Below are 26,055 nucleotides of genomic sequence, written 5' to 3'. Positions count from 1 at the left end.
GATCGCCGCCGGTGACGCCCGTGTGCAGCTGACCGCGTTCTGGGGTTGCGTGCTCGCGGGAGCAGTGCCGGTTCCGGTGGGGCGGACAGGCGCGCTGGGTACGGTGAGCGCGGTCGGCGACCGCATTCGCGCGGCACACGAATTGCTCGGTCACCCAGTGGTTCTCGTGGACAGTCCGGTGGCCGCCGGCGTCATCGATTATCAGATCGCCGTCGACACGGATGGTACGGCGCGACCGCTCGGCGGTCAGCCTGCGGACCGGACGGCCGCACCACCGATGGCAGCCGGCATCGCGCTCGGACTGTTGACCTCCGGCAGCACGGGACGGCCCAAATGCGTGCTGTTGACCCACGCCGCCCTGGCCCACCGTGCTTGGGCGGCCGCCGAATTCAACGATCTGCGCGCGTCGGACGTGGCCTTGAACTGGATGCCCCTCGATCATGTCGGCGGCATTGTGATGTGGGCGACGCAGGCGGTCTTCCTCGGCTGCTCACTCGTGCAGGTGGACACCGCGCGCGTGCTCGCCGATCCGCTTGCCTGGCTGGACCTGCTCGAAGCGCACCGTGCCGGCACCACCTGGGCGCCGAATTTCGGTTTCGCACTGGTCTGTTCGGCGCTGCGGCGCGCGCCGCAGCGGCGGTGGCGGCTGCACCGGCTGCGCCATGTGCTCGACGGGGGCGAGGCGGTGGTGGCGGCGGTCGCCGACGAATTCATCGATCTGCTGGCGCCGCACGGGCTTTCCCGTGCCGCGTTCCGGCCCGCGTGGGGCATGTCGGAAACCGGTTCCGGCGTGGTCTATTCGCGACCGTCCCCGGATGATCCGGGCATCCCGGCGGTGCGGGTGCGGATGACGGCCGACGAACGCGTGCGGCACGAGGCACCGGGTTCGGCCGGTGCGCTGGAGCTGGCGGTGACCGGTACGCCGGTGCCGGGCGTGCGGATTCGGGTGGTGCGGCCCGATGGTTCGGTGTGCGACGAAGATCAGCTCGGCGCGGTACAGGTGGCCGGTGCGACGCTGTTCGCGGGCTACCTCGGCGCGGACGCGGCGCTGCACGACGGCTGGTTCACCACCGGTGACCAAGGTTTCGTCACTGGTGGCGCACTGGTCGTGACGGGACGCGACGACGATGTGGTGGTCATCAACGGCGGCAATATCCCGTGCCAGGAGATCGAAGCGGTGGTGGCGCAGGTCGAGGGCGTGCTGGACGGCTACGCGGCGTTCACCGTGCTCGAGCACCCGGACGGGCCGCCGCGGCGGGCGGTGTTCGTGAGTGTGCGCCCCGATGTCGAGGTGGCGGACGCGATTCGGGAACGGGTCGCGCTGCGGTTCGGCTTCGCCGTCGACGAGGTCCGCGTCCTGCCGACCACCGATTTCCCACGGACGGCGACCGGCAAGATCCAGCGGGCCCGCCTGCGTGCCGGACACCGTGCGCCGCATCCGGAGCCGACTGTGCGCCACCGCGTCTCGCTCGTGCGCCGCCGAGATCCGCTGGCTGCGAAGGTGTCCGAGGTCTGGACCGAGCTGCTCGGCGATCCGCCCCGTCCGGGCACCTCGTTCTTCGCCGCGGGTGGCACCTCGATGGCGGCGGTGCGGTGTGTGGCCGCCCTCGGCGCGCTGCTCGGCCGCCGCGTTCCGGTCGGATTGCTCTACGAGCACCCGACCTTCGCGGAATTCATCGCCGCGCTGGAGCCGCCACCACGTTGTGCCGGGCCGGTGTCCGCGCTGGTCGAGCAGGGGAGCCCCGGATGAACGCGGCGGACCCGGTATTCCCGATGCGCCGGCCGAACCCGTTCGATCTGCCCGCCGAATATCGCGCCCTGCGCGAAGGATGCCCGGTGGGGCGGGCCACCCTGCGTGACGGCAGGCCGGTCCGGCTGGTGACCCGCTACGCCGACGTCCGGGCCGTGCTCACCGACCCCGGTCTCAGCGCCGATCGCTGCGCTCCCGGCTTCCCGTTTCTGACCGCGGAGTCGGAATACCTGCGCCGGATAAAGGTTTTCGTGGGCATGGACGGCGCGGAGCACGGTGTGCACCGGCGGATGTTCACCCCTGATTTCAGCGCGCGGAAAGTGGCCGCGCTACGTCCCTACATCCAGCGGTGCGTGGACGAACGCCTGGACCGATTGCTCGACGCGGGGCCGCCTGCGGATCTGGTCCGCACGATCGCGTTACCGGTACCGGCGCTGGCCATCGGCCGCATTCTCGGCGTGCCCGAAGCGGATACCGCGTCGTTCGAGGAACTCACCGTGCGCGTGATCACGCACGGCGGCGCAGCGCCTTTCGAAGCGCTGGTCGACTACGTGAAGCAACTGGTGCGCGACAAACACGGATCGACCGCGGACGACCTCATCTCCCGCGTGCTACGCGAGCACGTCGCGCCGGGCCGGCTGGAATTGCGCGCGCTGACCATCGTGCTCATCCTGATCCTGCTGGCCGGATACGAGACGACGGCGAACACCATCTCGGTCGGCCTGCTCGCGCTACTGCGTCATCCGGACCAGTTGGCCGCGCTACGGGCGGACCCGTCCGCGATGCCGGGCGCTATCGCTGAACTGCTGCGCTACACCTCGGTCGCCGAGCTGGCCACCTGCCGAGCCGCCACCCGGGATATCGAGGTCGCGGGCACCACCATCCCGGCCGGTACGGGCGTGATCCCCTTGGCGGCCGCCGCCAACCGGGATCCCTCGGTGTTCCCGAATCCCGAGGTGCTCGACATCCACCGAGACGCACAGCGGCACCTGGCTTTCGGCTACGGCGCGCACGCCTGCATGGGCGCGGCGCTGGCTCAGCTCGAGCTGGACATCGTGTTCAGCACCGTGCTGGCCCGTTTGCCCGAGCTGCGGCCGGCCGGTGAATTGCCCGATGCGGCAGTCAAATACGACGCGGTGCTGTTCGGTCTGCACGAGCTGCCGGTCACCTGGTGACGAACCCGTCCAGTCCGCCCGCGAACGGCAGGTCGTGCCACTGGTCGATGAGTGGTTGCAGGAACTCCACCAGTGCGGGCAGCTGCGGGCTGAGGGTGAGGACGGCGATCGCGCGCAGTACGCCGACGGCGTTCACGAACCGCAGCACCTCGTCGTCCAGCGGCCGCATGCCGTTGCGTCGCGCACCACGGTTGTACGCGGCTTCGAGGTCGGGGCCGAGCGCGGCGAGATCCCATTCGACCGGACCCAGCGTGACGAGTTCGAAGTCGGAATAGAGGTCGCCCGCCGTCCCGTTGAAGATGTTCGCCGGCGGTGAGTCGCCGTGAATGGGCTGCACGTCGATCCCGGGGAACCGGGCCTCGAAGGCGTCGCGGGACCGGACGAACGGTGCCAGCACCCGCCACTCGCGGCGCGCGCGGTCCAGGTCGGACGGATCGATCAGGTCCGGCCGGTCCTGCAGCAGCGCAAGGCTTTCGGTGACGAACCGCGGTTCGGCCGAGGACAGGAACGACAGTTCTCCCGGGTAGCCGCGCAGCGCGGCGTGCAGGTCGGCCGTGCGCTCCGAATTCGCCACATAGTCGGGCTCTTTGTCGCGATCCTCGACGACGAACTGCCAGAACGTCATCGAAAAGCCTTCGCGCTGTACCGGTTCCAGCGGGACGAGCGGACTGGGCGGAATCACCGGTGTCCCTTGTTCGTTCAGCCATCGGGCCACGTCCAGTTCGGCCCGCTGCCGCCGCGCCAAGGTCGCGAGGTCGGTGGTGGGCGACAGCACCACCGGGATCCGCGCCACCACCGGCGCGGGCGCGAGATGCACGACCACCGAGAACAAGTCGTGCAGCACCACGGCATCGGTCACCGTCAGCCCCAGTTCGCGGCCCACCGCCACCGCCGCGTCGACCGCACTCCCCGTCCTGTTCGCGATTTCGTCCACCGCGCGATCCTGCCATAGGCGTGGACCACGGCACCGTATTCAGTGCGCGCGAACCTCGGCGGCGGGGCCGGATTCCGGGACACGCTGCTGGACCTGGTCGACGATCTTGGAGAGGCGGGGGATGAAGGCGACCATGATGACGATGACCAGGACGACCATGACGATGGCGGCGCCGTTGGACACCAGGAAGGAACGGTCCAGGTCGCTGGCGGGGGAGCTGTAGACGATGCCGATGCGCAGACCCGAATCGAGGAACATGGTGAGGCCGACGCCGAGGGTCATCAGCCGTTCCAGCTTGCGGAACCGCGGTTCCTCGTCCCACGCGCGGTGGTAGGCCTCCGTGCGGCGGGGTTCGCCGCCATTGGTCGCCATGGGCGTGGCGAGCAGATACATGACCGGTTTGCCGACCACGCAGGTGAAGAGGAAGAAACCGCCGGTGGTCAGCATGTAGAGCGCGGGCCGGATCGCGGCGATGCGCGGATCGTCGGTGACGAAGGCCAGCCCGAGCGAGACGACGAGCTCCACCAGCACCAGCGCGCCGATGACGTCGAGCGAGCGCCGCCGGATGCTGCCGACCGTGGTGGTGACGGCGACCACGATGCCGGGGATGGCCAGCGACCAGATCTCGCTGAAGCCGATCGCGCGCAGCACGAAATACAGCACGGTCGACACGATCACGTTGCCGAACAGCGGCAACAGCGCCTTGAACCGGCTCGTCTTCTTCGGCGTCGGTGCCGTCATCGCGGTCTCCTGATCGGTGGGGTTGGTGGCGATCTCAGGCTATTGGCCGCCCGCGGCGCGCTGTAGAGACGAAACCGCCGATTCGGCCAGGAGTTATCTCCTGTGCGGGCGGTCTCAGACCAGCCAGCGACCACCCGTCATCAGGGTGCGGTCGCCGATCTCGGCCATCGATTGCCACGCCTGGATCCGGTCGGGCCGCAGCCGCAGACCGACGCTGCCGGGCACCCGCCGACCCATCGGCAGCGTGTCCAGCAGAGCCCCGAGCTGCCCGGTGACCGACTGCGGATCGAAGAAGGTGGTGGTGCCGTCGATGAGCACCACGTCCCGGGTGTCGCCGAGCGCGGCCCTGGCCCGGCTCGCGCCGCGCAAACTGCGCACGGTCCTGGCGCCGGGTTTCGTCACCATCAGCAGGTCGCCCTCGCCGTAGGCGAAGGCCAGCGGCACCAGGTGCGGGAGCGATTCGGCCGCGGTCGCGAGCCACAGGTGTCCCGGTTCGGCGAGCAACTCCAGGACATGCTGTTTGCGGTCGGTCAGTGCGCGCGGGGCTGCTTGTCTCACCGTGTTCCCTTTCCGAGTGCCAGCAGGTCGGGCGCGATCTGCGCGGGGGTCGGCTGCGCCCGTAGCTCGGCGCGCAGCACCTGCGTCGCGGCGCGTTCGGGACTGTCGCCGACGAGCCGGACCACCAGGTCGCGCACCACGGCACGATCGAATTCGGCGACCGGTAGCACGGCCGCCGCGCCGGTCCCGCGCAACTGCTCGGCGGGCAGCATGTGATGGGGGAACTGCGGCAGCAGCAGTTGCGGCACGCCGGCGTCGACCGCGGTGAGCATGGTGCCGAAACCGCCCTGATGGATCACCAGCGCACACGACGGCATGAGCAGGTGCAGGGCGAGCCCGGAGACGGCCCGCACATTGCTCGGCAGCGGGCCGAGGTGTTCGATCTCGGCGGGCCGCACCGTGACGACCACGTCCAGCTCCAGCCCGTCCAGTGCGGCCAGTACCTCGGGCAGCAGGAATTCCCCGCCCTGCGCGGTCACCGTGGTGCCCCAGGTCAGGCAGATGCGGGGCACGGTGGGCGGTTCGGCGAGCCAGGCCGGAATGGTCGCGGGCCCGTTGTACGGGATGTAGCGCACCGTGGTCGAGGTGGTGTCGGTCGCGATCTGCAGCGACGGCGGGCACGGGTCGACGGTGTGGCTGCCGAGCAGGTTCGGCAGCGCGATGCCGAGTTGCTCGGCCAGCGGCGCCACCAAGGCCGGGGTCGCGCCCCTGGCCCGATAGGTCATGTCCACGCCGTGGATGTGCCGGATCGCGGGCACCCCGAGCAGCGCGGCGACCAGCGGTCCCGCGAAGCTGGTCGGCTCGAAGAAGACCAGGTCGGGTTGCCAGCGTTCGGCGAGGGCGACGGTGTCGTCCAGCATCAGCCGGGCACGCTCGGCGAAGACCGCGAAAACCTGTGTCATTCTGGCGTTTTCGTCGACGTTCCAGATATCGGCCACCGGCGGCGCGGCGGCGGCCGTGCGGGCCCGGATCGCGGAGTGGTCGACGTCGGCGCCGGCCGGGGTGAAGGGCAGTCCGGCGTCGGTGACGATCCGTTGCAGCAGCGGCTGACTCGCCACCCGGACCTCCGCGCCCGCCGCCCGCAGCGCCGACAGCACCGGCACCAGCGGCATGAAGTGCGACGGCCACGCCCAGTTCACACAGAGGACGCGCATCTCACCACTCCACCGGGATACCGAGGAAGCCCTCCAGCAACGCGCCCTCTTGTCTGCGTAATTCGGTGGCGGGCACCGCGAGTCGCAGCGTCGGGAAGCGGGCCAGCAGCCGGCCGATCGCCGTGGTGAGTTCGGCGCGCGCGAGTCCGGCGCCGATACAGAAGTGCGGGCCCCGGCTCAACGTGAGGTGGTCGTTGTCGGTGCGGGTGATGTCGAAGCGTTCGGGGTGATCGAACACCGCGGGGTCGAAGTTTCCGGCGTCGACGGCGGGAATCACGCTGGTGCCCGCCGCGATGGTGTATCCGTCGAGGTCGATGTCGGCGGTGGTGTAGCGCAGCATCGACACCGAGGAGCCGACGAGTTTCCAGCGCAACGCCTCCTCGACCGCGCGCGGCACCAGGCTCGGATCGTCGCGCACCAGCGCGAGCTGATCGGGGCGCGAAAGCAGCAGCGCCACCGTGCCGCCCAGCTGACTGGCGGTGGTCTCGTAGCCGACGAGCAGCAGCAGCCGGCACCACCAGTGCAGTTCGTAACCGGTGAGCCTGCCGTCGTCGGCGTCGTGCGCGGCGATCATGCCACTGACCAGATCGTCGCCGGGTGCAACACGTTTGGCTTCGATCAACGCCGCGATGTACTCGTTCAGCTCGCGCATCGCGGCGCCGATCTCGGGACCGCTGAATTGGCTGACCGACAGGAAATGCTCGGTCCAGCCGCGGAAGCGCGCCTGGTCCTGCTCCGGCACGCCGAGCAGCCGGCACAGCACCCGGATCGGCAGCGGAAACGCCAGCGCCTGATTGAGATCGACCGGCCCGCCGTGGTTTTCCATCGCGTCGAGCAGTTCGTCGACCACCGCGACGACGAACGGTTCCAGCGCCGCGACCCGGGCCGGACTGAACGCCTGCATGACCAGCCGGCGCACCCGAGTGTGCTCGGGCGGATCGGGATCCATTTTCGAATCCTGGAACATGCTGTTGTGCTTGCTGATTCGCGCGGCGTCGGGCCGGTTCAGGTTGCGGCTCACCGCCGGATGCACGAGCAGCGCGCGGATGTCGGCGTGCCGGGTGACCAGCACCGCGTCGTCGCCGCTCGGCAGCCGGACCGGCACCATCGGGCAGCCGGACAGGCCGAACAGCTCGCGCGGCGGTTCCAGCGCGGCAGGCCGGGTGAACGGATAGGGGACGGGTTCTGCGGCGGTCATGCGCACCTTCCTGCTGTTCACCAGCGCACGGGAACCGTGCGGAAGCCCTGGAAGAAATGGTCGTCGACGCGGTCGAGGCGCTCGGGCGCGACCGCGAGTCGCAGCGTCGGGAAGCGCTCGATCAAGGCGCCGATACCGATCTGCAGCTGGGCCCGCGCCAGCGGCGCGCCGGGGCAGAAGTGCCGGCCGACACTGAACGTGAGCTGCTGCGCGTCGCGCCGGGTGAGGTCGATCCGCCCCGGGTCGGCGAAGACCGCCGGATCGTGATTGGCGCATTCGAGCGCGGGAATGATGCTGGTGCCCTGCGGAATAACACGATCCTCGACGGTGACGTCCTCGGTGACGTAGCGCAGCATGGACAGCGACGTGCCGACCACCTGGCAGCGCAGCAGTTCCTCCACCGCACCGGTGATCAACGCCGGATCCGCGCGCAGCAGCGCCAATTGGTCGCGATGGTGCAGCAGCAGCACGACGGCACCCGCGAGCTGGTTCGCGGTCGTCTCGTAGCCGGCGAGCAGCAGCAGAGTCGACCAGAAATGCAGTTCGTCGGGGGTGAGGCGGCCGTCCTCGGCATCGGTCACCGCGATGAGCGCGCTGATCAGATCCGAATCGGGTTGCCGCCGTTTGCGTTCGATGAGTTCGCGGATGTAGTCCCACGGCGGATTGCTGGTGTCGCCGAAATGATGACGGTCCTGCGCGGGGACGCCGAGCAACTCGCAGATCACCTGGATCGACAGCGGAAACGCGAAGGCGGTGTTCAGATCCACGGGCTCCGCCGCGCCACCGGCCGCCATCCGGTCGAGCAACTCCTCGACGATGGCCGCGATCCGCGGGCGCAGGGTTTCGACTCGGGCGGCGGTGAATTCGCGGGCGATCAGCCGCCGCATCCGGGCATGGGCGGGCGGGGACATGTCGACGCGGCGCTGAAATACCTTCTGCGGCCGGGTGGTCATCTTCGCCACGCCGGACCGGTTGCGGTCCTTGCTGATTCGCGGGTCGGCGAGCAAAGCCCGGATCGTCTGGTAGCGGGTGGCCAGCACGGCGGCGTCGCCGCTGGGCAGGGTGACCGTGCGGAACGGGTCGCGGTGCGCCTGCAGCAGCGCGTCCGGCTGGGCCGGGCCGGCGGGCCAGGCGAACGGGAACGGGCAGCCGTTCATCGCGGCGTCCGCGGTATCGGCCTGGCCTTGATCAACCAGTGCGGCGGTGCGGTGCGGACCGTGTCGACCAGTTCGAAATCGGCCTGCGCGAACAGGTCTCGCCACTCGGCGAGTTCGCGCTCCTTGCCGCCCAGGCTCACCGCCATGGCGATGTCCATCGCCTTGCTGAAATGCCATTCGCCGGCGCCGGGCACCACCGCCTCGATCACGTAGACCCGGGTGTCCTCGGTGCTGACCGCGCGGATGTTGCGCAGGATGCGGATCGAGTCGGCGTCGTTCCAGTCGTGCAGGATCGCCTTGAGCAGATACGCGTCGGCCCCGGCGGGCACGCTGTCGAAGAAGTCGCCGACCACGCATTCGACCCGATCGCGCACCCCGAACTCGGTGAGCACGGGATCCGCGCCGCCGATGGCGGATTCGGTATCGAAGAGCACGCCGCGCTGCTGCGGGTTGGCGGCGAGAATGGCCGAGAGCAGCCGGCCCTGCCCGCCGCCGATATCGGCGATCGTCCGGTATCGGCCGAAGTCGTAGCTCGCGGCCACCTCCGGCGCCCGGTTGCTCACGCCGGTCATCGCGCGATGGAAGACCTCCGCGTACTCGGGGCTGTCGGCCATGTACTCGAACCAGCCGCGCCCGCCGCGCAACGCCGGGCCCGCGGGTTTGCCGGTGCGCAGGGTGTCGGCGGCATAGGCGAAGCAGTTCCAGACGCTCTCCTCGCCGTAGAGGTAGGCCAGGTAGCGCAGCGAACCGTCCACATCCGAGCGCAGCAGCGCGCCGGTCTCGGTGAGCCCGAACGACCGGTCCGCGTGCTCGCTGAACAGGCCGACGCCGGCGGCGGTGCGCAGGAATCGGTAGAGCATGTCCGGGTCGGTGCCGGTGGCCGTGGCCAGCTCGGACACCGGGCGGGGTCCCTCGGTGAGGTGATCGGCGAGGCCGATCCGCGCCAGCGTGCAGATGGTCGCGGAGACCATCTTCCCGGCCAGCAATCCGAGCAGCTGCTGCTGCGCCTGCCCACGCGCGGTGATCTCGGTCGACATGCGAGCGATCGTCGGTTCGCGCGCTCCACGATCACTGGTGCCGTCCTCGATCGTGCTGCGCACGGGGTGTCCTCGATCGCTCCCACAGTGCGCCTCGATCACGGGGTGCCACAGTCCACGAATCTCATTGGGCCAGTTGAGCAACATGAGGAGAGGTCGAGATGTCGGAGCTCAGTCTGATCGTGGCGCGGATGCGACCGGGGGACAGCGAGCAGGTCGCCGAGTTGTTCGCGCGCTCGGACCAGACCGAACTCCCCGCCCTGGTGGGCGTGCGGCGCCGCACCCTGTTCACCTTCCACGATCTGTATTTTCATTTGATCGAGGCCGACGCGGCGGTGGCCGAACGGGTCGCCGAGGTGCGCAACCACCCGCTGTTCCAGGAGATCAACGAGGGGCTGCTGCCGTTCATCCAGCCCTATTCGCCGAGCTGGCGCAGCCCGGCCGACGCGATGGCCCGCTCCTTCTACCAGTGGACCCGGCCGTGACGCGGGTGGTGGCGGCGGCCGATATCGCGCCGAATGCCCGGCGCGGGGGCGACCTGCGGGTGCTGCTCAGCCCGCGCACGGTCGAGTCGACCGCCGGTTTCCTGGGCGTATTGCGGCTCGCGCCGGGGGAGTTCGTCAGCGAGCACTATCACCCGTATTCGGAAGAGTTCCTCTATGTCGTCGCGGGCTCGCTGACCGTGCTGCTGGACGGCGCGCCGGTCGAGGTGGCCCAGGGCAGTGCGGTTTTCGTCCCGATCGGCGTCCGGCATCGGGTGCAGAACGACGGCTCGGCGCCGGCCGAGGCCGTGTTCCAGTTGGCACCGCTGGCCCCGGAACCCGCACTCGGCCATGTCGATACCGAGCCGCTGCCCGATCCGGACGCCGCGCAGCCGAAAGTGTCCGGCTAGTCATGGACGAGCGCACGCCGGTGATCACCGGACTCGGGGTGGTGGCCCCCGGCGGAATCGGCAGCAAGGACTTCTGGCAACTCCTGGTCGACGGGCGCACCGCGACCCGGCCGATCACCCTGTTCGACGCCTCGGGCTTCCGTTCGCGGATCGCGGCCGAGGTCGATTTCGATCCCGCGGCGCACGGCCTGGACCCGCGCCGCGCCGCGCAACTGGACCGGATGACCCAGTTCGCGCTGGTCAGCGCCGCGGAGGCGGTCGCGGACAGTGGACTGGAACTCGCCGAATGCGCCGCGGAGACCGCCGTGGTGATCGGCAGTGCGGTGGGCGCGACCACCAGCCTGGAACGCGAGTTCGTCGGGATCAGCGGGTCCGGCGCGAGCTGGGTGGTCGATCCCCGGACGCTGTCCCCGCACGGCTACTCCTATCTCGTGCCATCGGCGACCGTCGCCGAGGTGGCCCGCGCGGTCGGCGCGGGCGGACCGAGCGCGCTGATCTCGACCGGCTGCACCGCGGGCATCGACGCGGTCGCCCACGCCGCGGAACTGATCAGGGAGGGTTCGGCGGAGGTCGCGGTGGTCGGCGCGACCGAGGCCCCGATCTCGCCGATCTCGTCCGCGTCGTTCGACGCCATCCTGGCCACCACCGCCGACGACGCCGATCCTGCGAGCGCCTCGCGGCCGTTCGATCGGCGCCGCAGCGGCTTCGTGCTGGCCGAGGGCGCGGCGATGTTCGTGCTGGAGACCGCCGGGCGGGCCCGGCGCCGCGGTGCCGGCATCTACTGTGCGTTGCCCGGAGAAGCGCGGCGGGCCAACGCCTTTCATATGACCGGGTTGCGGCCGGACGGGTTGGAGCTGGCCGGTGCGATCCGCGCGGCGCTCGACGACGCCCGGCTGGACCCGACCGCCGTCGACTACGTGAGCGCGCACGGCTCGGGCACCCAGCAGAACGACCGGCACGAGACCATGGCGCTCAAGCGGGCGCTCGGGCCGCACGCGTACCGGGTACCGGTCAGCTCGATCAAATCGATGGTGGGGCATTCGCTCGGCGCCATCGGCTCGATCGAGATCGCCGCCTGCGCTTTGGCTTTGCGGCATCAGGTGGTGCCGCCGACGGCGAATCTGGCCGAGCCGGACCCGTTCTGCGACCTGGACTATGTGCCGCGCACCGCCCGCGACGTCCGGCTGCGCTCGGTGCTCACCGTCGGCAGCGGTTTCGGCGGCTTCCAGTCCGCGATGGTGCTCTCGGCTGTGGGGGCGCTGGCATGAGTGTCGAACTGGCCGTTGCGCGCCCGCGTACCGCCGACGCGGTGGTGACCGGGATCGGTGTCATCGCGCCGACCGGGATCGGCGCGGACGCGCACTGGCGGGCGTGCCTGGCGGGCACCAGCGGGATTCGGGTCAGCGCACAGTATCGCGATGCCGGTTACACCAGCGTGCTGCATGCACCGGTCCCCGAATTCGTTGCCAAACAGCATATTCCGCGCCGACTGTCGGTGCAGACCGACCGCTGGACCGGCTTCGGGCTCGCCGCCACGGCGGCGGCCCTCGCCGACGCCGGTATCGAACCGACCGCGGCGGCAGGCGAATCCGTCGGCGTCGTCACCGGGAGTTCTTCCGGCGGTAACGAATTCGGTCAGCGGGAGATCGCGAGCCTGTGGTCCGGCGGGCCTGCCGAGGTGAGCGCGTACCAGTCGATCGCCTGGTTCTACGCAGCCACCACCGGACAGGTCTCGATCCGCAACGGGGCGAAGGGACCGTGTTCGGTCGTGGTGACCGAGCAGGCGGCCGGGTTGGACGCGCTCGGTCAGGCCCGCCGGGAGCTGCGCCGTGGCACCGGGCTGATGCTCGCCGGCGGCACCGAGGCGCCGCTGTCCCCCTACGCTTATTCGTGCCAGCTCGCCAGCGGATTGCTCAGTACGGCAACCGATCCCGAGCGTGGCTATCTGCCGTTCGACGCGGCGGCCGCGGGTTACGTCCCAGGTGAAGGCGGCGCGATGTTCACGGTGGAGCCCGCCGCTGCGGCGAGCGCGCGCGGCGCGAAAAGCTACGGCCGGATCGCCGGTTACGCCGCCGCCTTCGACGCGACGCCCGCGACCGGCACCGGACTGCATCGAGTGCTGTTGCGCGCCATGGCCGATGCCGGTTGCGCGCCGGACGAGGTGGACGTGGTGTTCGCCGACGCGATGGCCGTACCGGAACTGGACGCGGCCGAGGCGGCGGTGCTCACCGCGGTGTTCGGCCCGCGCGCGGTGCCGGTGACCGCGCCCAAAACCCTGACCGGGCGGCTGTACGCGGGCGGTTCGGCGCTCGACGTGGCGACCGCGCTGCTCGCCCTGCGGCATCAGACGATCCCACCCACACCGGGCGCGATCAGTTCGGCCTACCCCGAGCTGGACCTGGTGGTGGACGGACCACGGTCGCGTCCGCTGCGGCACGCGGTGGTGCTCGCCCGCGGCCACGGCGGCTTCGCCGCCGCGCTCGTGCTGGCCGGGCCGTCATGAACGGCACGGCCGCAACATATCTCGTTGCACAGGTAACAGGAGGGACGACGATGGCAGAGTTCACGATCGACGATCTGAGACCGATCCTGGTCCAGGCGTTCGGCGAGTTGGACGAGGAGTTCGACACCACCGGTGACATCTCGGATATCGAGTTCGAGGAACTCGGCCTGGATTCGCTGGCGCTGATCGAAACCCAGGCGCTGATCCGGCGCCGGTTCGGGGTGCGGCTGGAGGACGGCCTGGTCGTCGGCACCAGCACTCCGGCGGACCTGGTGGCGGCGGTCAACGCCCAGCTCGCCGCCGAACTCGTCCCGGTGCGGCCGCAATGAGCACCGACGGCGTCGAGATCGGCGCGGTCTTCGCGGACGCGGCCACCGGCGGCCTGGTCACCGAGAACGCGGTGGTGATCAACGCGCCGCTGGAGCGGGTCTGGGCCGACACCAACGACGTGTCCGCGTGGCCCGGACTGTTCAGCGAGTACGCGGCGGTCGAAATACTGGAACAGCGACCGGATTACGTGCGCTTCCGGCTGACCATGCACCCGGATCCGAACGGCGCGGTCTGGAGCTGGGTCTCCGAACGACTGCTCGACGCCGACGGCGGTGTGGTACACGCCCGGCGGGTGGAGACCGGGCCGTTCGAATTCATGTACCTGCGTTGGGAATACACGCCGGACGCGGAGGGCGTGCGAATGCGCTGGAGCCAGCGCTTCCGCCTGAAGCCGACCGCACCGATCAGCGACGAGCAGATGGCCGAGCGGATCAACGTCAACTCGCCGCGGGAGATGCGCCGGATCAAGCAGATCCTGGAGGCACGCCATACCGCGGGCGGCGCGGGCTGATGTCGGCGTCCACGGGCCCGGCGGGGGCGTTGCTGCTGGCGGCGGGGCTCGCCGCGAACGGGCTGGGCACCGGGATCATGCTGGCCACGGTGATCGGTGTCGCGCCCTACCAGGGCGTGCAGTCCTACCGGGAGTACGTCAGCGGGGTGCGATTCATGTGGCCGCGTTTCGATCCCGCCATGCCGCTGCTGAACATCACCGCGTTGCTGGCATATCTGGTGCACGCGGTCGTGCTCGACGAGTCCGCCACGGCCCGTTTCGGTTTCGCGACCTCGTCGGCACTGCTGCTGTGCACCGTCGGTATCTCCGTGACGAAGAACCTGCCGGTGAATCGCTATGTGGCGAGCCTGGATCCGGCGCATCAACCCGTGGACTGGGCCGACCGCGACCCGCGCAGGCGCTGGCGGCGCTGGAATGTCGTGCGCACCGGGTCGGCCCTGACCGCTTTCGTCGTCGCGGTGCTGACCACCGCGCTCGCCGGGTGAAACCGGCCCGAGTTCAAGAGGAGTCGAGATGGGGCAAGCACTGGCGAACAAGACCGCGCTGGTGACCGGCGGCGTGCGCGGTATCGGCGCGTCGATCACCAAGACCCTGGCCGAGGCCGGGGCGCAGGTCATCGCCTGCTATCACACGCCAGGCGACCACGTCGACGTGCTGGCGAAGGAACTCGCCGCGATCGGCGGCGACCATCACCTGGTGCTGACCGACGTGACCGATCCCGAGCAGGTGGTCGCGCTGGCGCAGACCTGCCGGGAGCGCTACGGCCGACTGGATGTGGTGGTCAACAACGCGGGGGCGATCAGCCACGTGCCGTTCGCGGAACTGCCGCTGGCGGAATGGCATCGGGTCCTCGACACCGGCCTGACCGCCGCCTTCCACGTCACCCAGCAGGTGCTGCCACTGCTGGACCGCGGCGCTTCGGTGATCAATATCGGCTCCCGCGTCGCCACCGTCGGCATCCCGCTGCGCGCGCATTACACCGCGGCCAAGGCCGGGCTGATCGGACTGACCCGGTCGCTGGCGAAAGAGCTGGGGCCGCAAGGTATCCGGGTGAACGTGGTGGCGCCCGGCGTCACCGCCACCGAGGTCGAACTACCCGCCGAGGTCACCGCGCGCTACGAGGGGATGACCGCCCTGCGCCGGCTCGGCACGACCGACGATATCGCGGCCGTGGTCGCCTTTCTCGCCGGTGACGGCGCCGCGTACGTCACGGGCGAGACCATCCACGTCGACGGAGGGATCTGATGACCGACACGATCGCGGGCACGGTGTTCCGGGTGATGCTGCGCATGGAGGTGATCCCCGGGCAGGAGGCCGCCTTCGAGCAGGCCTGGCTCGACGGCGCCTCGATCATCACCGATCAACCGGCCAACCTGGGGCAGTGGCTGTCCCGCAGCACCGAGGAGGCGGCGGTGTACTACATCGTCAGCGACTGGGTGGACGAGGCCTCGTTCCGGGTCTACGAGCGCAGCGAACAGCATCTGCACCATCGCGCCCGGTTGCACCCGTACCGTAGCAAGGGCTCCATGGCCGTGGCCACGGTGCTGCACGCTCTGACCGGCGCCGCGTCCGCCCGGCAGGGGACCGCGCCGTGACCGGACACGTTCGAGTGCTGGTGTACCTCAGCATCACCGAGGCCGACGCCGCGGCGGTCACCGACGCCTACCACCGGATCAGCACCGAATTGGCGGGCACGCCGGGGCTGCTCGGCAACGAACTGCTGCGCGGCGCGGGCGACAGCGGCGCGGTGCTGAGCGAGTGGGAGTCCTTCGCGGCCTTCCGCACCTGGGAGCACGGGATGTCGCATCGCGGTGCCACCTCGCCGCTGCGCCCGTATCAGGATGCCTCGCGCGGCAAGGTGTTCGAGGTGTTCGAGGTGGCCGCCGCACATCGTGCACCGGGAGCGGAGTAGCCGTGGCCCACGTCATCGCGTTCGCGCAGCTGGATCTCGGCGACACCGAGCGCGTCGGCCGGAAAGCCGCCGTCCTGGCCCGGTTACGGCGCGCGGGTTATCCGGTGCCGGATGGTTTCGCGATCGATTGGCAGGCGGCGACCGCTGGGGAGAGCGCCGCGGCGGTGCCCGAACTCGTCGCGGAGATCGCGACCGCGCTGGCGGAGCTGGACGCGAACGGGGTCGGCGTCGCGGTGCGGTCCTCCGGCATCGAAGAGGATCTCGCCGGTAAATCGTTTGCGGGACAGTACGAGTCGGTCCTCGGCGTCAAAGGGATCGATGCCGTGCTGGCCGCCGTGGACACCTGCTGGCGCTCGGCGCGCGCACAGCGGGTCGCCGTGTATCGCGGGGCGGCCGACGCCGACGAGCAGACGCCGCGGATGGGCGTGCTGGTGCAGCGCATGGTCGAGGCGCGCGCGGCGGGCGCGGCGTTCAGCGTGAACCCGGTGACCGGCGATCCGGACGAGGCCGTGGTGAGCGCGGTGTCCGGTCTGGCCGAACAGTTGATGGACGGCTCCGCCGTCGCCGACGAATGGGCCGTGCGGGACGGACAGGCCGCATTGCGTTCCGGCACCGGCGCGGCCGGTCTGACTCCCGACGAGGCCACCGAGGTCGCCGCGCTGGCCACCCGGGTGGCGGCCGAATTCGAAGCGCCCCAGGACATCGAATGGGCTCTCGACGAGACCGGGCTGTGGCTCGTGCAGGCGCGGCCGATCACCACCCTGGCCGCGGCGGTCGCACCGGTGCCGATCCCGGTGGTGGTGCCCGAGGGGTTCTCGGTGCGCGACGCGCGGGTGAGCGCGCCGTGGACGCCCGTGCAGGAGTCCATCTTCTTGCCGGTGTTCGCCGCCGCCGCACCCGGTGTGTTCGCCTTCACCACCGGAAACCAGTTGTCGGTGCACGCGATCGGCGGCTGGATCTACACCACGACGCCGCCGGACACCATGCCCGCGTTGATCGAGCGGCTGGAACGCATCGCGGGTGATCTGGCCGCCGGTGCGCCGGAACAGCTCGTCGCCCAGTGGCATTCGACGCAGCGACGCGAGTTCACCGAGCGGATCGCCGCACTGCGCACGGTGTCGTTCACCCTGCCGGAGCTGGACGACGCCGCGTTCCGCACCCATTTCGCCGCGCTCCTGGAGCTGTTCACCGAATTGCACATGGTCTACTTCCGGCTCACCGGCGCGGGTGTCTGCCTCAATGGGCAGCTGGGCGTGCTCGCCGGGGAGCTGCTCGGCTGGTCGGCCGCCGAGACCCTGGCCCTGCGTGGCGGGTTGACCGGGGCGCATATGGCGGCGGCGGTGGGGCTCGGTGCCCTGGCCCGGCTGGCCGCCACGAAACCCGCTGTGCGCGAAGCGCTCACGGCGGGTACCCGGGAGGCTGCCGTCCGGCTGCCACAGATCGACAGCGAGTTCGCGGCGGCCTTCGCCGACTATGTCCGTGCGCACGGCCATCGCACGCTCGGCTTCGACCTCACCGAGCCGACTTTCGCCGAACAGCCCGAGATACTGCTGAACCTGGTACTCGCCCAGATCGACGCGCCGTTCGACCTCGAGCGCGAACAGGCGGCTTTGCGCGCGCGGATCGACAAGACGCTGGACGCGGCCGCCACGGGTCTCGCCGACGCCTCGGCCGAGCAGCGCGAGCAGTTCCACCGGGCCGTGGCGGCGGCCGAAGCGGTGGCGCCGGTGCGCGACGAGAAGGTCTATCTCGCGGTGTCCGCGTGGGCACTGGTCCGCTACGCCGTCCTGGACCTGGGCCGAAGGTTGGTCGCGCGCAGCGTGATCGAGCGGGTCGACGACGTTTTCTACCTGGACCACCACGCCGCACTGTCCTCGCTCACCGAAACCGGCGATCGCATCGCGAGTGTGCGAGACGGCCGCGGCAGGCACCTGTGGGCGGCCACGCATCCCGGGCCGGAACACTATGGGACACCGCCGCGCCCGCTCGTGCTCGAACCCGGGATGACGCCACCCTCGGCGGCCGCGTCCCATGTCATGGACATCGCGACCTGGTCGATGAGCCTGTTCGGCGCGCAGCGCGGCGACACGGACGCCGCCGACGGCACGCTGGCCGGTGTCGCCGCTGCCGCGGGAAAGTACCGCGGGCCCGCACGAATAGTGCTGGGAGCCGCGGACTTCGGCAAGATTCGCGCCGGTGATGTGCTGGTGTGCCCGGAGACCACCGCCCAGTGGTCGGTGGTGTTCCCCAGCCTCGGCGCGTTGATCGCCGACAACGGCAGCCTGCTCTCGCATCCGGCGATCATCGCCCGCGAGTACGGCATCCCGGCCGTCGTGGCGGCCGCGGGCGCGACCGAGCGGCTGCGGGACGGACAGCTGGTCGAGGTCGACGGCACCGCCGGGGTGGTGCGGGTACTCGACACCGACGGCGGAGTCGTGCGGTGACCCCGGGTCGCATCGACGTCCACCATCACGCCATCGTGCCGCGGATCGCCGCACTGATGCGCCGCATGGGCGCGCCGTTCAAGATTCCGTGGACCCTCGCCGAGACCTTCGAGGTGCTCGCCGAACAACACATCGACTACGCCGTGATCTCCAATCCCATTCCGGTGGAGTACCTTCCGGACGCGGCAACCGCGAAGTTCTTCTGCCGGGAAGCCAACGAGGCCGTCGCCGAGTTCGCCGCCGCGCACCCCGGGCGGTTCGGTTTGCTCGCCGCGCTGCCGATCCCGCACATCGACGCCGCACTGGCCGAGATCGACTACGCGCGCGAGACGTTGGGCGCCGACGGGTTCGTGCTGATCCCGCACTCCGGGTCCGACTATCTCGGGGACGCGCTGTTCGAGCCGGTGCTCGCCGAACTCGACCGCCGCGGTGCGGTGGTCCTCGTGCATCCGATGATGCCGCCGGACTCGGCCGGCTCGTCGGTGCCCGCTGTGCTCGCCGACTTCCTGCTCGACACGACGCGGGGCGCGATCGGGTTGGTGCTCTCGGAGGCCCTGGACCGCTATCCGAACATCTCGTTCGTGCTCGCGCACGCGGGCGGGTTCCTGCCGTACGCCGCGTTCCGGGTGGAAGCGCTGGCGCACGGCTTCTTCGGCGCCGACCCGGTCCGGATCCGCGAACAGCTGGGGCGCTTCTACTACGACACCGCGCTGGCCGGTCCGTCGGCGCTGCCCGGCCTGTTCGCCACGGTGCCGCCCGACCGGATCCTGTTCGGCACCGACTGGTGCGCCGCACCGCACGCCGCCGTCACCGCCGCGGGGCGCGCGCTCGAAGAGCAATACGCGCGGTTGCCCGGCGCGGCGGCAGCCGGGGAGCGGACCGCCCGGCGGCTGTTCACCGGATGGGCCGCCGGTGCGGCTCCGAGTCCGGATCCAGTGATGTCCGAACAGTAGCGGGCACCGTATGACCATGTCCGGCCGAGTGAAAGGAACTGGAAGCTGATGCATGTGGTGATCGCGGGCGCCGGCGTCGGCGGACTGTGCCTGGCCCAGGGACTGCGCAAGAACGGGATCGAGGCCACCGTGCTCGAGCGCGACCCGTCCGCGCACGCGCGGTTCCAAGGCCTGCGGCTGCGCATCGACGCGCACGGGCGCGCGGCACTGGCGGCCTGCCTGCCCGACAACCTCTACGAGCTGGCCATGGCCACCGCCAACCCGCTCTACATGTCCCGCGGCATCGGGCTGGACGAGCAACTGCGCGAGATCTTCTCGGTGGAGCACCCCGGGGGGCCCGTCGATCCCGCGCGCGCCAGCACCGTCGTGAATCGCAAGACCTTGCGCCAGATCCTGCTGACCGGGCTCGGTGACCACGTCCACTTCGACACCGCCGTGGTCGGATACGAGACCGGCGAACGGGTGCGCGTGCACACCGCCGACGGAACCACCTGGGTGGCCGACGTGCTGGTCGGCGCGGACGGCATCGGGTCCGCGGTGCGCGGGCAATTGCTCCCCGAGATCGGCTTGCTCGACACGGGACTGCGCGCGATCTACGGCCAGATGAATCTTGACCTGGACAACCTCTCCTGGGTGCCGCCGGTGCTGTTCGGCGGATCCCGCCCGGTGCTGGCTCCGGGACCGAAGACGCTGGCGTGCGGCATCTTTCAACCGCAGACCGAGATCGGCGAGGCGGTGCGCCGGTTCGCGCCCGGCAGCGCGATCGATCCGGTGCGCAGCTACCTGAAGTGGACGCTGGTCGCGCCGCGGGAAGTGTTCGGGGTCGACGAGTCGGCCTTCTTCGCGCTCACGCCCGCACAGCTGCACGCGCTGGCGCTCGAACACACCACCGACTGGAGTCCGCTGCTGCGCCGGATCATGGCGGAATCGTTGGTGGAGGAGGTCTTTCCCCTCTCCATCCGGGTCACCGAGCCCGGCGTGCACTGGTCGCCCAGCCGGGTGACCCTGCTCGGCGACGCCATCCACGCGACCGCGCCGGTGGGCGGGATCGGCGCCAACACCGCGCTGCGCGACGCGGCGGGCTTGACCGAACATCTCGCGCTGGCTCTGGTCGACGGGGTGGACCCGGTCGTGGCGATCGGCCGATACGAGGCGGAGATGCGGGACTACGGCTATGCGGCCGTGCGCAATTCGCTGCACGGGTCCGAACAACTGTTCCGGACCGGACCTCTGGTGGAAGGCGGTGCCCGATGAGCCCGACAGCCATGAAGCGCTATCCCGCGCTCGCCGCGGCCGCGCCGATGGCACTCGACATGGCCGCGCCCGTGGTCAGTTTCGTGGTGCTGCACCTCGTGTTCGGTGTCTCGCCGGTCATTGCGCTCTCGATCGGCGCGGTCGTGGCCGGATTGCGCACCGTGTGGCGGGTGCTCACCGAACGCCGGGTGAACGCGTTCTCGGTGATGATCCTGGTGATGCTGCTCGCCACGCTGCTGCTGGTATTCATCACCGGCGACCCGCGGCTGGTGCTGGCCAAGTCGGCGGTGATGCCGTTCGTCGGCGGCGTGTACGGGCTGAGCACCAATTACGTCGGGCGCGCAGTGGTTTTCGACGTCGTGGCGCCGTTCGTGACCAAAGGTGAACCCCGGCTGGTGGCGGCATGGGAAGGCGGCTGGGCGCACGACGCGCAGTTCCGCGGCCGGCTGCGGCTGATCAATCTGCTCTGGGGCGTCGGCTTCATCGTCTCGGCGATCGCCAGGGTGGTCATCATCTACAGCACGCCGCTGGATGTCGCCGTTTTCGCCGGGCAACTGCCGACGCTGATCACCCTGCCGATTCTCATCTGCACGACCGTGCGGTTGTCGGGGCCGCTGCGTGCGGCGCTGCGCCGGGAGCCGGTCGGCGGTGCCGACGTACCGATCCGCGAACTCAGCTTCGCACGCACTTCGGTTGCGGCGGAGCGCGATTCGATCGCCGAAGCCTGAGAGGAGGAGTGGATGCGCGTCATCATCTGCACGTGGGCGTGGCGATCCCATCTGACTCCGCTGGTGCAACTCGGCTGGGGTCTGCGCGCGAGCGGACACGAGGTGGTGGTGGCCAGTTCCGCCGGCTTGGCGTCCGCGATCAGCGAGACCGGGCTGACCGCCGTCGTCGTCGGCGAGGATGTCGACCTGCACGCGCAGGCCGGAAAGTACTTCAGCTGGCTGGTCGATCAGGACGGGCCGGTGCGCTGGCACGATATTCGGCACTGGGGCGCGGGCAACGTCGCTACCTACCGGGTGATCGCGCAACGCGCGGTAGGGCCGCTGCTGGCCTTCGCCCGGCGCTGGAGACCGGATCTGATCGTATTCGACCCGACCACCTACGCGGGACCGCTGGTGGCCGCGGTGCTCGGCATCCCGGCCGTACGGCAGATCTGGGGGATCGACTACACGTATCGGACAAGGGAATTCGAGCCGGAGGCACTCCGCGAACTGTGCGCCGAGCTCGGCCTGGACACTGTGGAGACGCTGGGCGCGGTCACCGTCGATCCGTGCCCGGCGTCGCTGCAATACGACACCGGGGTGCGGACGCTGCCGATTCGGTTCGCCCCCTTCAACGGACCGGTCGCGGCCGCGGATGTCGGTCTGCCGCAACCTCGGCGGCCCCGGGTTTGCGTACTGGGCAGCAGTGCGGTCGAACAGCTGGCCGGACGGGCGATTCCGTTCGCCGACCAGGTCTTGTCCGGGCTGACGGGACTCGGGGTGGAGACGTTGGTTTTAGCGAATCCCACTGCCACACCGGCGTTCACCGAGGACGGCGAGACAGTCACCTTCCTCGGCCCCACCCCGCTGCATCTACTGCTCGCCGACTGCGCCCTGGTCATCCATCAGGGTGGCGGCGGTGCGCTGATGACCACGCTGCACTACGGGCTGCCGCAACTGCTCACGCCGCTGTTCACCGACCACGTGGCCAATGCCGAGCAGCTCGCGGCGGCCGGGGCCTGCCGCTGGCTGTTCGGCGGTGCTCTGGAACCGGACGCGGTACGCAAGGAGGTGCGGCAGTTGCTGGAGGACAAGGAATTCCGGGTGCGGTCCGAGCGGTTGCGCGACGAGATGCGGGCGCAGCCCCCCGTCGCGCACGTGGTCGACGCGCTGGCCGAGCTGGCCGGAGCCCGCTGATGGCACGCATCGTCTTCACCACCCAACCGGCCAGCGGGCACCTGCGCCCGCTGGTTCCGATCGCCAGGGCCGCCCGCGTCCGGGGTCACGAGGTGGCCGTGCTCGCGCCGCCGCCGCAGGCGGCCGAGATCGACGCCTACGGGCTGCCCCAGCTGGTCGGCGGCTACGACTGGCGCGCGGAGGTGGCGAGCTGGCTGCCCGCGAACCTGAGCGAACTGGACTTCGCGGCAGCCGCCGACGTGTTCCGGGTCCTCGGCCGCCGCATGTCTGCGGGCTTCGCGGGCCATATGGGGCAGGCCACCTGTGTCGATCTGTTGTCGCTCGCCGAGCAGTGGAAACCGGATCTGGTGATCCGCGAATTGGACGAACTCGGCGGCTACCTGGCCGCGGAAGTACTGGGCATTCCCCATGTTTCGATCGCCTCGTTCGGCGGCGTCGAGGCGATGACCGGTGCCGAACTGGCCGCGCCGCTGGACGAGGGGCGGATGCGGTTCGGCCTGCCGCCCGACCCCGGCGGCGCGCGGCTCTACCACTACCTGCACGCCAACTTCCTGCCGCCGGAATACTCCGCCGCGGAGATGATCCTGCCCAACACCCGGTGCTATCGGCATCCCAACGCGGGATTCCAGAGCGACCGGCTGCCCGGCTGGCTCGCCGAACTCGACCTGGATCGCCCGTTCGTGTTCGCCGGGTTCGGCACCATCGTCTACGGCCTGCCCGGCGCGGATGCGTTCGTCCGCACGGTGATCGAGGCCCTGGGGCGGGTCGACTGCACTGCGGTCCTCGCGGTCGGCTCGGGCGGAAAGACCGAGGCCTTCGGTGCGCTGCCGTCGAACGTCCGGCTGGTGGAGTTCGTGGATCAGCCGCTGATGCTCGAAGGCGCCGACCTGTTCGTCACGCACGGCGGACTGAACAGCATGAAAGAGGCGATGCGGCTCGGCGTGCCGATGGTGAACATCCCGGTGCTCGACGACCATCGGCACAACGCCGTGCAGGCCGCGGCGACGGGGACCACGACCGTCGTTCCCCTGGACCAACTTTCGGTCGACGCGATAGCGCTGGCCTGCACTCGAACACTGACCGAGCCGGGCTTTCGCCGCTCGGCGCGCCGCCTGCAACGCCAGATCCACGCCCTGCCCGGGGTCGACGTGTTGCTCGACGATCTGGAGGCCCTGCTGTGACGACCAAACTGCGCCGCGCCGACCTCGCGATGTTCGGCGGCACACCGGCTTTCGAGTCGCCCGTGGTGTTCGGCAGGCCGAATATCGGCAACCGGGCGGTGCTGTTCGATCGCTTCGATCGGATGCTCGACGCCAAATGGCTGTCCAACGGCGGCGAACTCAGCCGCGAATTCGAACGCCGCGTCGCCGAACTCGCCGGCACGCGTTATTGCGTCGCCACCTGCAACGCCACCTCCGCGCTCCAATTGGCCGTGCAGGCAGCAGGATTACGCGGTGAGGTGATCGTGCCCGCCTTCACCTTCGCCGCCACCGCGCACGCCGCCGCCTGGCTCGGCGTGACGCCGGTGTTCTGCGATGTGGACCCGTGGACCGGCAGTGCCGACCCGCGCAGCGTCGAAGAACTGATCACCGCGGACACCACCGGCATTCTGGGCGTGCACATCTGGGGCAGGCCCCGGGCGCTGGAGGCGATGCAGGACGTCGCCGACCGGCACGGGCTCGCCCTCATCTACGACTCGGCGCACGCGTTCGGCTGCGGTTACGCGGGCAGGCCGATCGGCGGTTTCGGCACCGCCGAGGTGTTCAGCTTTCATTCGACCAAGTTCGTGAACACCTTCGAGGGCGGGGCGTTGGTCACCGATGATCCGGAGATAGCCGAAAAGGCAAGCCGTCTGAGGAATTTCGGCATCGCCAGTGGCGACAACGTGGTGTCGGTCGGCACCAACGCGAAGTTGAGCGAAGCCGCCGCGGCGATGGGCCTGACCTCGCTGGACTCGATGGACTACTTCGTCGCCCGGAACCGGGAGAACTACCACCGGTACCGGCAGGGGTTGCGCGGCATCGACGGACTGACCCTGCTGGACATCGACGAGTCGCAACGCAGCAACTACCAGTACCTCGTGGTCGACTGCGACACCGAACGCATCGGCGTGACCCGAGACGACATCCTGGCCCTCCTGGCCGCCGAAAACGTCTACACCAGAAGATATTTCTACCCCGGCTGCCACCGCATGGCCCCGTACCGAACCGACCGCGCCTTCCCCGGCACCGACCGCGTCGCCCGCGACACCTTCGTCCTCCCCACCGGCACCGACCTCGACCCCCACGACATCACCCGCATCTGCGACCTGCTGAGTTTCATCGCCGCCCACGGCTTCGATATCCGCGCAGCGATGGGCAGCAGTGGGCAAGCTGCGTAGGTGCGTTAGGTCTGCGCGGCGTCCGGTTCCGGTCCTTGACTGAAAGACCGACGTTTCGGTACCGTCATTGCCAGGTGAAATCAACTGTCCGCGAGGGCGATTCGTTCCTTGCGTGGTTGTGTGCCGAGTCTTAGGGGGTATTCGATGAAGAAGGTACTGCGTGCTCTGGGAATCTTGGGGATCTCAGTAGCGGCGGCCATGTCGGTCGGGACGCCTGTTGCGCAGGCGGAGGTACAGGGGATCGAGTTCTCGGACTTCGCGGGGAACGCGGTTGACCCCAACGATCTTCGAGTGGGTGGGAATTACATCGTCAGGGCGGTAATGGGTGGGCAGCTGACCACCTATGGGTTCGTGTTCTTCTTCAATATGTTCGACAGTACCTATGGGCAGGAAATCGGTGGCGGAGGCGCGCGAATCATCGCTGATGGCGGGCGTTACGTTGCGGATATCACCTGGAGTCCCCAATATTCCGGGTCGACGAAGATCAAAGCCAAGCAGTGCGGTGAGTCGGCTTGTCAGTGGTTTGTCAACGAGCGTCTTGTTCCGATCACCGTGAAGAATTGATCGGCCAGGGTGAGGAGGAGGGGTCGAACCCCGGGCAACGGTGAAGCCGGCCGGGGTGCGGCAGCGGAGTCCGGCGTCGCCCGAACCGGCGGGCCGGGCAGGTTCGGTTCCGCGCTTCTGATTGGTCCGAACAGACGTCAGTTCTTCTTCAGTTCCTCGGCGAGCATCACGATGATGCCGCTGGGGCCGCGGAGGTAGGTGAGTTTGTAGAGGTCCTCGTAGGTCGCTACGCCGCGGAGTGGATGGCAGCCGTGTTTTGCGGCAGTCTCGAGGGCTTTGTCGATGTCGTCTACCGAGAAGGCGACGCGGTGCATGCCGATTTCGTTGGGGCGGGTGGGCTGGGTTTCGATCGCTTCGGGGTGAAGGTACTCGAAGAGTTCGAGGCGGCCGTTGCCGTCCGGGGTTTGGAGCATGGCGATGTTGGCGTGGTTGTTGTCGAGGCCGACGGCGGTGTCGGTCCACTCGCCGCTGACTGTGTCGCGGTGGACGACTGTGAGGCCTAGGTCGGTGAAGAAGGCGATTGCTGCTTCGAGGTCGCGAACGGTGATGCCGATGTTCTCGAGTTTGATGGGCATGCGGTGCATGTTACTGAGTTGGGGGACGGCTCTGGTGGTGAGCCGGGGCCGGTGAGCCGGGCTCGATGGAAGGTGCTGAGTTACTTCGTCGGTATTTGTTGTGGCGCTGAAGAATACGTGTGTGAGGAT

The 26,055-nt window shown here is 69.6% G+C and carries 28 protein-coding genes; 20 read left to right on the top strand and 8 right to left on the bottom strand.

The annotated features are described in order from the left end of the window. Both TY25_RS04855 and TY25_RS04850 read left to right on the top strand, forming a co-directional pair. On the top strand, positions 1-1,750 hold a 1,750-nt coding region (locus TY25_RS04855; RefSeq protein WP_156055045.1), incomplete at its 5' end, for a non-ribosomal peptide synthetase. Continuing rightward, positions 1,747-2,925 carry a cytochrome P450 gene (locus tag TY25_RS04850; RefSeq protein ID WP_042254367.1) on the top strand — a complete coding sequence of 393 codons (1,179 nt, stop codon included), beginning with the start codon at positions 1,747-1,749 and terminating at the stop codon, positions 2,923-2,925. The genes TY25_RS04855 and TY25_RS04850, both read left to right, overlap by 4 nt. On the opposite strand, the gene TY25_RS04845 is transcribed toward TY25_RS04850, so the two are convergent. The 7 genes from TY25_RS04845 to TY25_RS04815 form a co-directional block, all read right to left on the bottom strand. Next, positions 2,915-3,859, bottom strand: a complete 945-nt coding sequence (locus TY25_RS04845; RefSeq protein ID WP_042254366.1) for a phosphotransferase — start codon at positions 3,857-3,859, stop codon at positions 2,915-2,917. The genes TY25_RS04850 and TY25_RS04845 overlap by 11 nt on opposite strands. 39 nt (positions 3,860-3,898) lie before the next feature. Next, the gene (locus TY25_RS04840; RefSeq protein ID WP_029892432.1) at positions 3,899-4,600 is read right to left on the bottom strand and encodes a VC0807 family protein; all 702 of its coding nucleotides are present in this window, start codon (positions 4,598-4,600) and stop codon (positions 3,899-3,901) included. A 114-nt stretch (positions 4,601-4,714) separates the two neighbouring features. Further along, on the bottom strand, positions 4,715-5,158 hold the full coding sequence (locus tag TY25_RS43175) for a pyridoxamine 5'-phosphate oxidase family protein (protein ID WP_042254364.1): 444 nt from the start codon (positions 5,156-5,158) through the stop codon (positions 4,715-4,717). Further along, the gene (locus tag TY25_RS04830; RefSeq protein ID WP_042254362.1) at positions 5,155-6,312 is read right to left on the bottom strand and encodes a glycosyltransferase; all 1,158 of its coding nucleotides are present in this window, start codon (positions 6,310-6,312) and stop codon (positions 5,155-5,157) included. Before TY25_RS04830 ends, TY25_RS43175 begins: the two co-directional genes overlap by 4 nt. 1 nt (position 6,313) lies before the next feature. Next, a complete protein-coding gene (locus TY25_RS04825) occupies positions 6,314-7,510 on the bottom strand; it encodes a cytochrome P450 (RefSeq protein WP_042254391.1) in 1,197 nt (398 codons plus the stop codon). 17 nt (positions 7,511-7,527) lie between these two features. After that, positions 7,528-8,667 (bottom strand): cytochrome P450, encoded by a 1,140-nt coding sequence (locus TY25_RS04820; RefSeq protein ID WP_042254361.1) that lies wholly within the window; start codon positions 8,665-8,667, stop codon positions 7,528-7,530. After that, complete coding sequence (locus tag TY25_RS04815) at positions 8,664-9,704, bottom strand: methyltransferase (RefSeq protein WP_042254389.1); 1,041 nt, start codon at positions 9,702-9,704, stop codon at positions 8,664-8,666. Before TY25_RS04815 ends, TY25_RS04820 begins: the two co-directional genes overlap by 4 nt. 161 nt (positions 9,705-9,865) lie before the next feature. Between TY25_RS04815 and TY25_RS04810 the strand changes: the two genes are divergently transcribed. From TY25_RS04810 to TY25_RS04725, 18 genes are all read left to right on the top strand, one after another. Continuing rightward, positions 9,866-10,189, top strand: a complete 324-nt coding sequence (locus TY25_RS04810; RefSeq protein WP_042254359.1) for a TcmI family type II polyketide cyclase — start codon at positions 9,866-9,868, stop codon at positions 10,187-10,189. Further along, positions 10,186-10,596, top strand: a complete 411-nt coding sequence (locus TY25_RS04805; RefSeq protein WP_226887399.1) for a cupin domain-containing protein — start codon at positions 10,186-10,188, stop codon at positions 10,594-10,596. The genes TY25_RS04810 and TY25_RS04805 overlap by 4 nt, the downstream gene beginning before the upstream one ends. A 2-nt stretch (positions 10,597-10,598) precedes the next feature. Then, complete coding sequence (locus tag TY25_RS04800; protein ID WP_042254358.1) at positions 10,599-11,864, top strand: beta-ketoacyl-[acyl-carrier-protein] synthase family protein; 1,266 nt, start codon at positions 10,599-10,601, stop codon at positions 11,862-11,864. Beyond that, positions 11,861-13,099: a beta-ketoacyl synthase N-terminal-like domain-containing protein gene (locus tag TY25_RS04795; RefSeq protein ID WP_042254357.1), complete on the top strand. Its 1,239-nt coding sequence runs from the start codon at positions 11,861-11,863 to the stop codon at positions 13,097-13,099. The genes TY25_RS04800 and TY25_RS04795 overlap by 4 nt, the downstream gene beginning before the upstream one ends. A gap of 50 nt (positions 13,100-13,149) precedes the next feature. Continuing rightward, the gene (locus TY25_RS04790) at positions 13,150-13,428 is read left to right on the top strand and encodes an acyl carrier protein (RefSeq protein ID WP_042254355.1); all 279 of its coding nucleotides are present in this window, start codon (positions 13,150-13,152) and stop codon (positions 13,426-13,428) included. Then, on the top strand, positions 13,425-13,940 hold the full coding sequence (locus TY25_RS04785; RefSeq protein WP_201773643.1) for an SRPBCC family protein: 516 nt from the start codon (positions 13,425-13,427) through the stop codon (positions 13,938-13,940). Before TY25_RS04790 ends, TY25_RS04785 begins: the two co-directional genes overlap by 4 nt. Beyond that, the gene (locus tag TY25_RS04780; RefSeq protein WP_014983842.1) at positions 13,940-14,425 is read left to right on the top strand and encodes an anthrone oxygenase family protein; all 486 of its coding nucleotides are present in this window, start codon (positions 13,940-13,942) and stop codon (positions 14,423-14,425) included. The genes TY25_RS04785 and TY25_RS04780 overlap by 1 nt, the downstream gene beginning before the upstream one ends. 28 nt (positions 14,426-14,453) lie before the next feature. Next, the gene (locus tag TY25_RS04775) at positions 14,454-15,185 is read left to right on the top strand and encodes an SDR family NAD(P)-dependent oxidoreductase (RefSeq protein WP_042254353.1); all 732 of its coding nucleotides are present in this window, start codon (positions 14,454-14,456) and stop codon (positions 15,183-15,185) included. Continuing rightward, entirely contained in the window at positions 15,185-15,535 is a 351-nt protein-coding gene (locus TY25_RS04770) for an antibiotic biosynthesis monooxygenase family protein (RefSeq protein WP_029892446.1), read from the top strand. Before TY25_RS04775 ends, TY25_RS04770 begins: the two co-directional genes overlap by 1 nt. Next, positions 15,532-15,852 (top strand): antibiotic biosynthesis monooxygenase family protein, encoded by a 321-nt coding sequence (locus TY25_RS04765; RefSeq protein ID WP_042254351.1) that lies wholly within the window; start codon positions 15,532-15,534, stop codon positions 15,850-15,852. The genes TY25_RS04770 and TY25_RS04765 overlap by 4 nt, the downstream gene beginning before the upstream one ends. 2 nt (positions 15,853-15,854) lie before the next feature. After that, complete coding sequence (locus TY25_RS04760) at positions 15,855-18,296, top strand: PEP/pyruvate-binding domain-containing protein (RefSeq protein WP_042254349.1); 2,442 nt, start codon at positions 15,855-15,857, stop codon at positions 18,294-18,296. Beyond that, on the top strand, positions 18,293-19,249 hold the full coding sequence (locus TY25_RS04755) for an amidohydrolase family protein (RefSeq protein WP_042254347.1): 957 nt from the start codon (positions 18,293-18,295) through the stop codon (positions 19,247-19,249). Before TY25_RS04760 ends, TY25_RS04755 begins: the two co-directional genes overlap by 4 nt. 48 nt (positions 19,250-19,297) lie before the next feature. Next, a complete protein-coding gene (locus TY25_RS04750) occupies positions 19,298-20,503 on the top strand; it encodes an FAD-dependent oxidoreductase (RefSeq protein ID WP_042254345.1) in 1,206 nt (401 codons plus the stop codon). Then, on the top strand, positions 20,500-21,231 hold the full coding sequence (locus TY25_RS04745) for a VC0807 family protein (protein ID WP_042254343.1): 732 nt from the start codon (positions 20,500-20,502) through the stop codon (positions 21,229-21,231). Before TY25_RS04750 ends, TY25_RS04745 begins: the two co-directional genes overlap by 4 nt. A gap of 12 nt (positions 21,232-21,243) precedes the next feature. After that, on the top strand, positions 21,244-22,407 hold the full coding sequence (locus TY25_RS04740) for a nucleotide disphospho-sugar-binding domain-containing protein (protein ID WP_052382802.1): 1,164 nt from the start codon (positions 21,244-21,246) through the stop codon (positions 22,405-22,407). Beyond that, complete coding sequence (locus tag TY25_RS04735; RefSeq protein ID WP_042254341.1) at positions 22,407-23,588, top strand: glycosyltransferase; 1,182 nt, start codon at positions 22,407-22,409, stop codon at positions 23,586-23,588. Before TY25_RS04740 ends, TY25_RS04735 begins: the two co-directional genes overlap by 1 nt. Continuing rightward, positions 23,585-24,787, top strand: coding sequence for an aminotransferase class I/II-fold pyridoxal phosphate-dependent enzyme (locus TY25_RS04730; RefSeq protein WP_081868667.1), 1,203 nt, complete (start codon positions 23,585-23,587; stop codon positions 24,785-24,787). Before TY25_RS04735 ends, TY25_RS04730 begins: the two co-directional genes overlap by 4 nt. 144 nt (positions 24,788-24,931) lie before the next feature. Further along, positions 24,932-25,351 carry a hypothetical protein gene (locus TY25_RS04725; RefSeq protein ID WP_146154007.1) on the top strand — a complete coding sequence of 140 codons (420 nt, stop codon included), beginning with the start codon at positions 24,932-24,934 and terminating at the stop codon, positions 25,349-25,351. A gap of 137 nt (positions 25,352-25,488) precedes the next feature. On the opposite strand, the gene TY25_RS04720 is transcribed toward TY25_RS04725, so the two are convergent. Continuing rightward, positions 25,489-25,926: a VOC family protein gene (locus tag TY25_RS04720; RefSeq protein ID WP_042254384.1), complete on the bottom strand. Its 438-nt coding sequence runs from the start codon at positions 25,924-25,926 to the stop codon at positions 25,489-25,491. Positions 25,927-26,055: the final 129 nt, after the last annotated feature.

It is taken from the genome of Nocardia brasiliensis NBRC 14402 (assembly GCF_000308475.2).
Classification (GTDB): domain Bacteria; phylum Actinomycetota; class Actinomycetes; order Mycobacteriales; family Mycobacteriaceae; genus Nocardia; species Nocardia brasiliensis.
The sequence above is the reverse complement of the archived record's forward strand: the minus strand, read 5'-3'. Positions and strand labels throughout refer to the sequence as shown.

Excerpts from the sequence above, each read along its gene's own strand:
- TY25_RS04850 (WP_042254367.1), top strand. The coding sequence starts at position 1,747 with ATGAACGCGGCGGACCCGGTATTCCCGATGCGCCGGCCGAACCCGTTC.
- TY25_RS04840 (WP_029892432.1), bottom strand. The coding sequence starts at position 4,600 with ATGACGGCACCGACGCCGAAGAAGACGAGCCGGTTCAAGGCGCTGTTG.
- TY25_RS04830 (WP_042254362.1), bottom strand. The coding sequence starts at position 6,312 with ATGCGCGTCCTCTGTGTGAACTGGGCGTGGCCGTCGCACTTCATGCCG.
- TY25_RS04825 (WP_042254391.1), bottom strand. The coding sequence starts at position 7,510 with ATGACCGCCGCAGAACCCGTCCCCTATCCGTTCACCCGGCCTGCCGCG.
- TY25_RS04820 (WP_042254361.1), bottom strand. The coding sequence starts at position 8,667 with ATGAACGGCTGCCCGTTCCCGTTCGCCTGGCCCGCCGGCCCGGCCCAG.
- TY25_RS04815 (WP_042254389.1), bottom strand. The coding sequence starts at position 9,704 with ATGTCGACCGAGATCACCGCGCGTGGGCAGGCGCAGCAGCAGCTGCTC.
- TY25_RS04810 (WP_042254359.1), top strand. The coding sequence starts at position 9,866 with ATGTCGGAGCTCAGTCTGATCGTGGCGCGGATGCGACCGGGGGACAGC.
- TY25_RS04800 (WP_042254358.1), top strand. The coding sequence starts at position 10,599 with ATGGACGAGCGCACGCCGGTGATCACCGGACTCGGGGTGGTGGCCCCC.
- TY25_RS04795 (WP_042254357.1), top strand. The coding sequence starts at position 11,861 with ATGAGTGTCGAACTGGCCGTTGCGCGCCCGCGTACCGCCGACGCGGTG.
- TY25_RS04790 (WP_042254355.1), top strand. The coding sequence starts at position 13,150 with ATGGCAGAGTTCACGATCGACGATCTGAGACCGATCCTGGTCCAGGCG.
- TY25_RS04785 (WP_201773643.1), top strand. The coding sequence starts at position 13,425 with ATGAGCACCGACGGCGTCGAGATCGGCGCGGTCTTCGCGGACGCGGCC.
- TY25_RS04780 (WP_014983842.1), top strand. The coding sequence starts at position 13,940 with ATGTCGGCGTCCACGGGCCCGGCGGGGGCGTTGCTGCTGGCGGCGGGG.
- TY25_RS04775 (WP_042254353.1), top strand. The coding sequence starts at position 14,454 with ATGGGGCAAGCACTGGCGAACAAGACCGCGCTGGTGACCGGCGGCGTG.
- TY25_RS04770 (WP_029892446.1), top strand. The coding sequence starts at position 15,185 with ATGACCGACACGATCGCGGGCACGGTGTTCCGGGTGATGCTGCGCATG.
- TY25_RS04750 (WP_042254345.1), top strand. The coding sequence starts at position 19,298 with ATGCATGTGGTGATCGCGGGCGCCGGCGTCGGCGGACTGTGCCTGGCC.
- TY25_RS04745 (WP_042254343.1), top strand. The coding sequence starts at position 20,500 with ATGAGCCCGACAGCCATGAAGCGCTATCCCGCGCTCGCCGCGGCCGCG.
- TY25_RS04740 (WP_052382802.1), top strand. The coding sequence starts at position 21,244 with ATGCGCGTCATCATCTGCACGTGGGCGTGGCGATCCCATCTGACTCCG.
- TY25_RS04735 (WP_042254341.1), top strand. The coding sequence starts at position 22,407 with ATGGCACGCATCGTCTTCACCACCCAACCGGCCAGCGGGCACCTGCGC.
- TY25_RS04725 (WP_146154007.1), top strand. The coding sequence starts at position 24,932 with ATGAAGAAGGTACTGCGTGCTCTGGGAATCTTGGGGATCTCAGTAGCG.
- TY25_RS04720 (WP_042254384.1), bottom strand. The coding sequence starts at position 25,926 with ATGCCCATCAAACTCGAGAACATCGGCATCACCGTTCGCGACCTCGAA.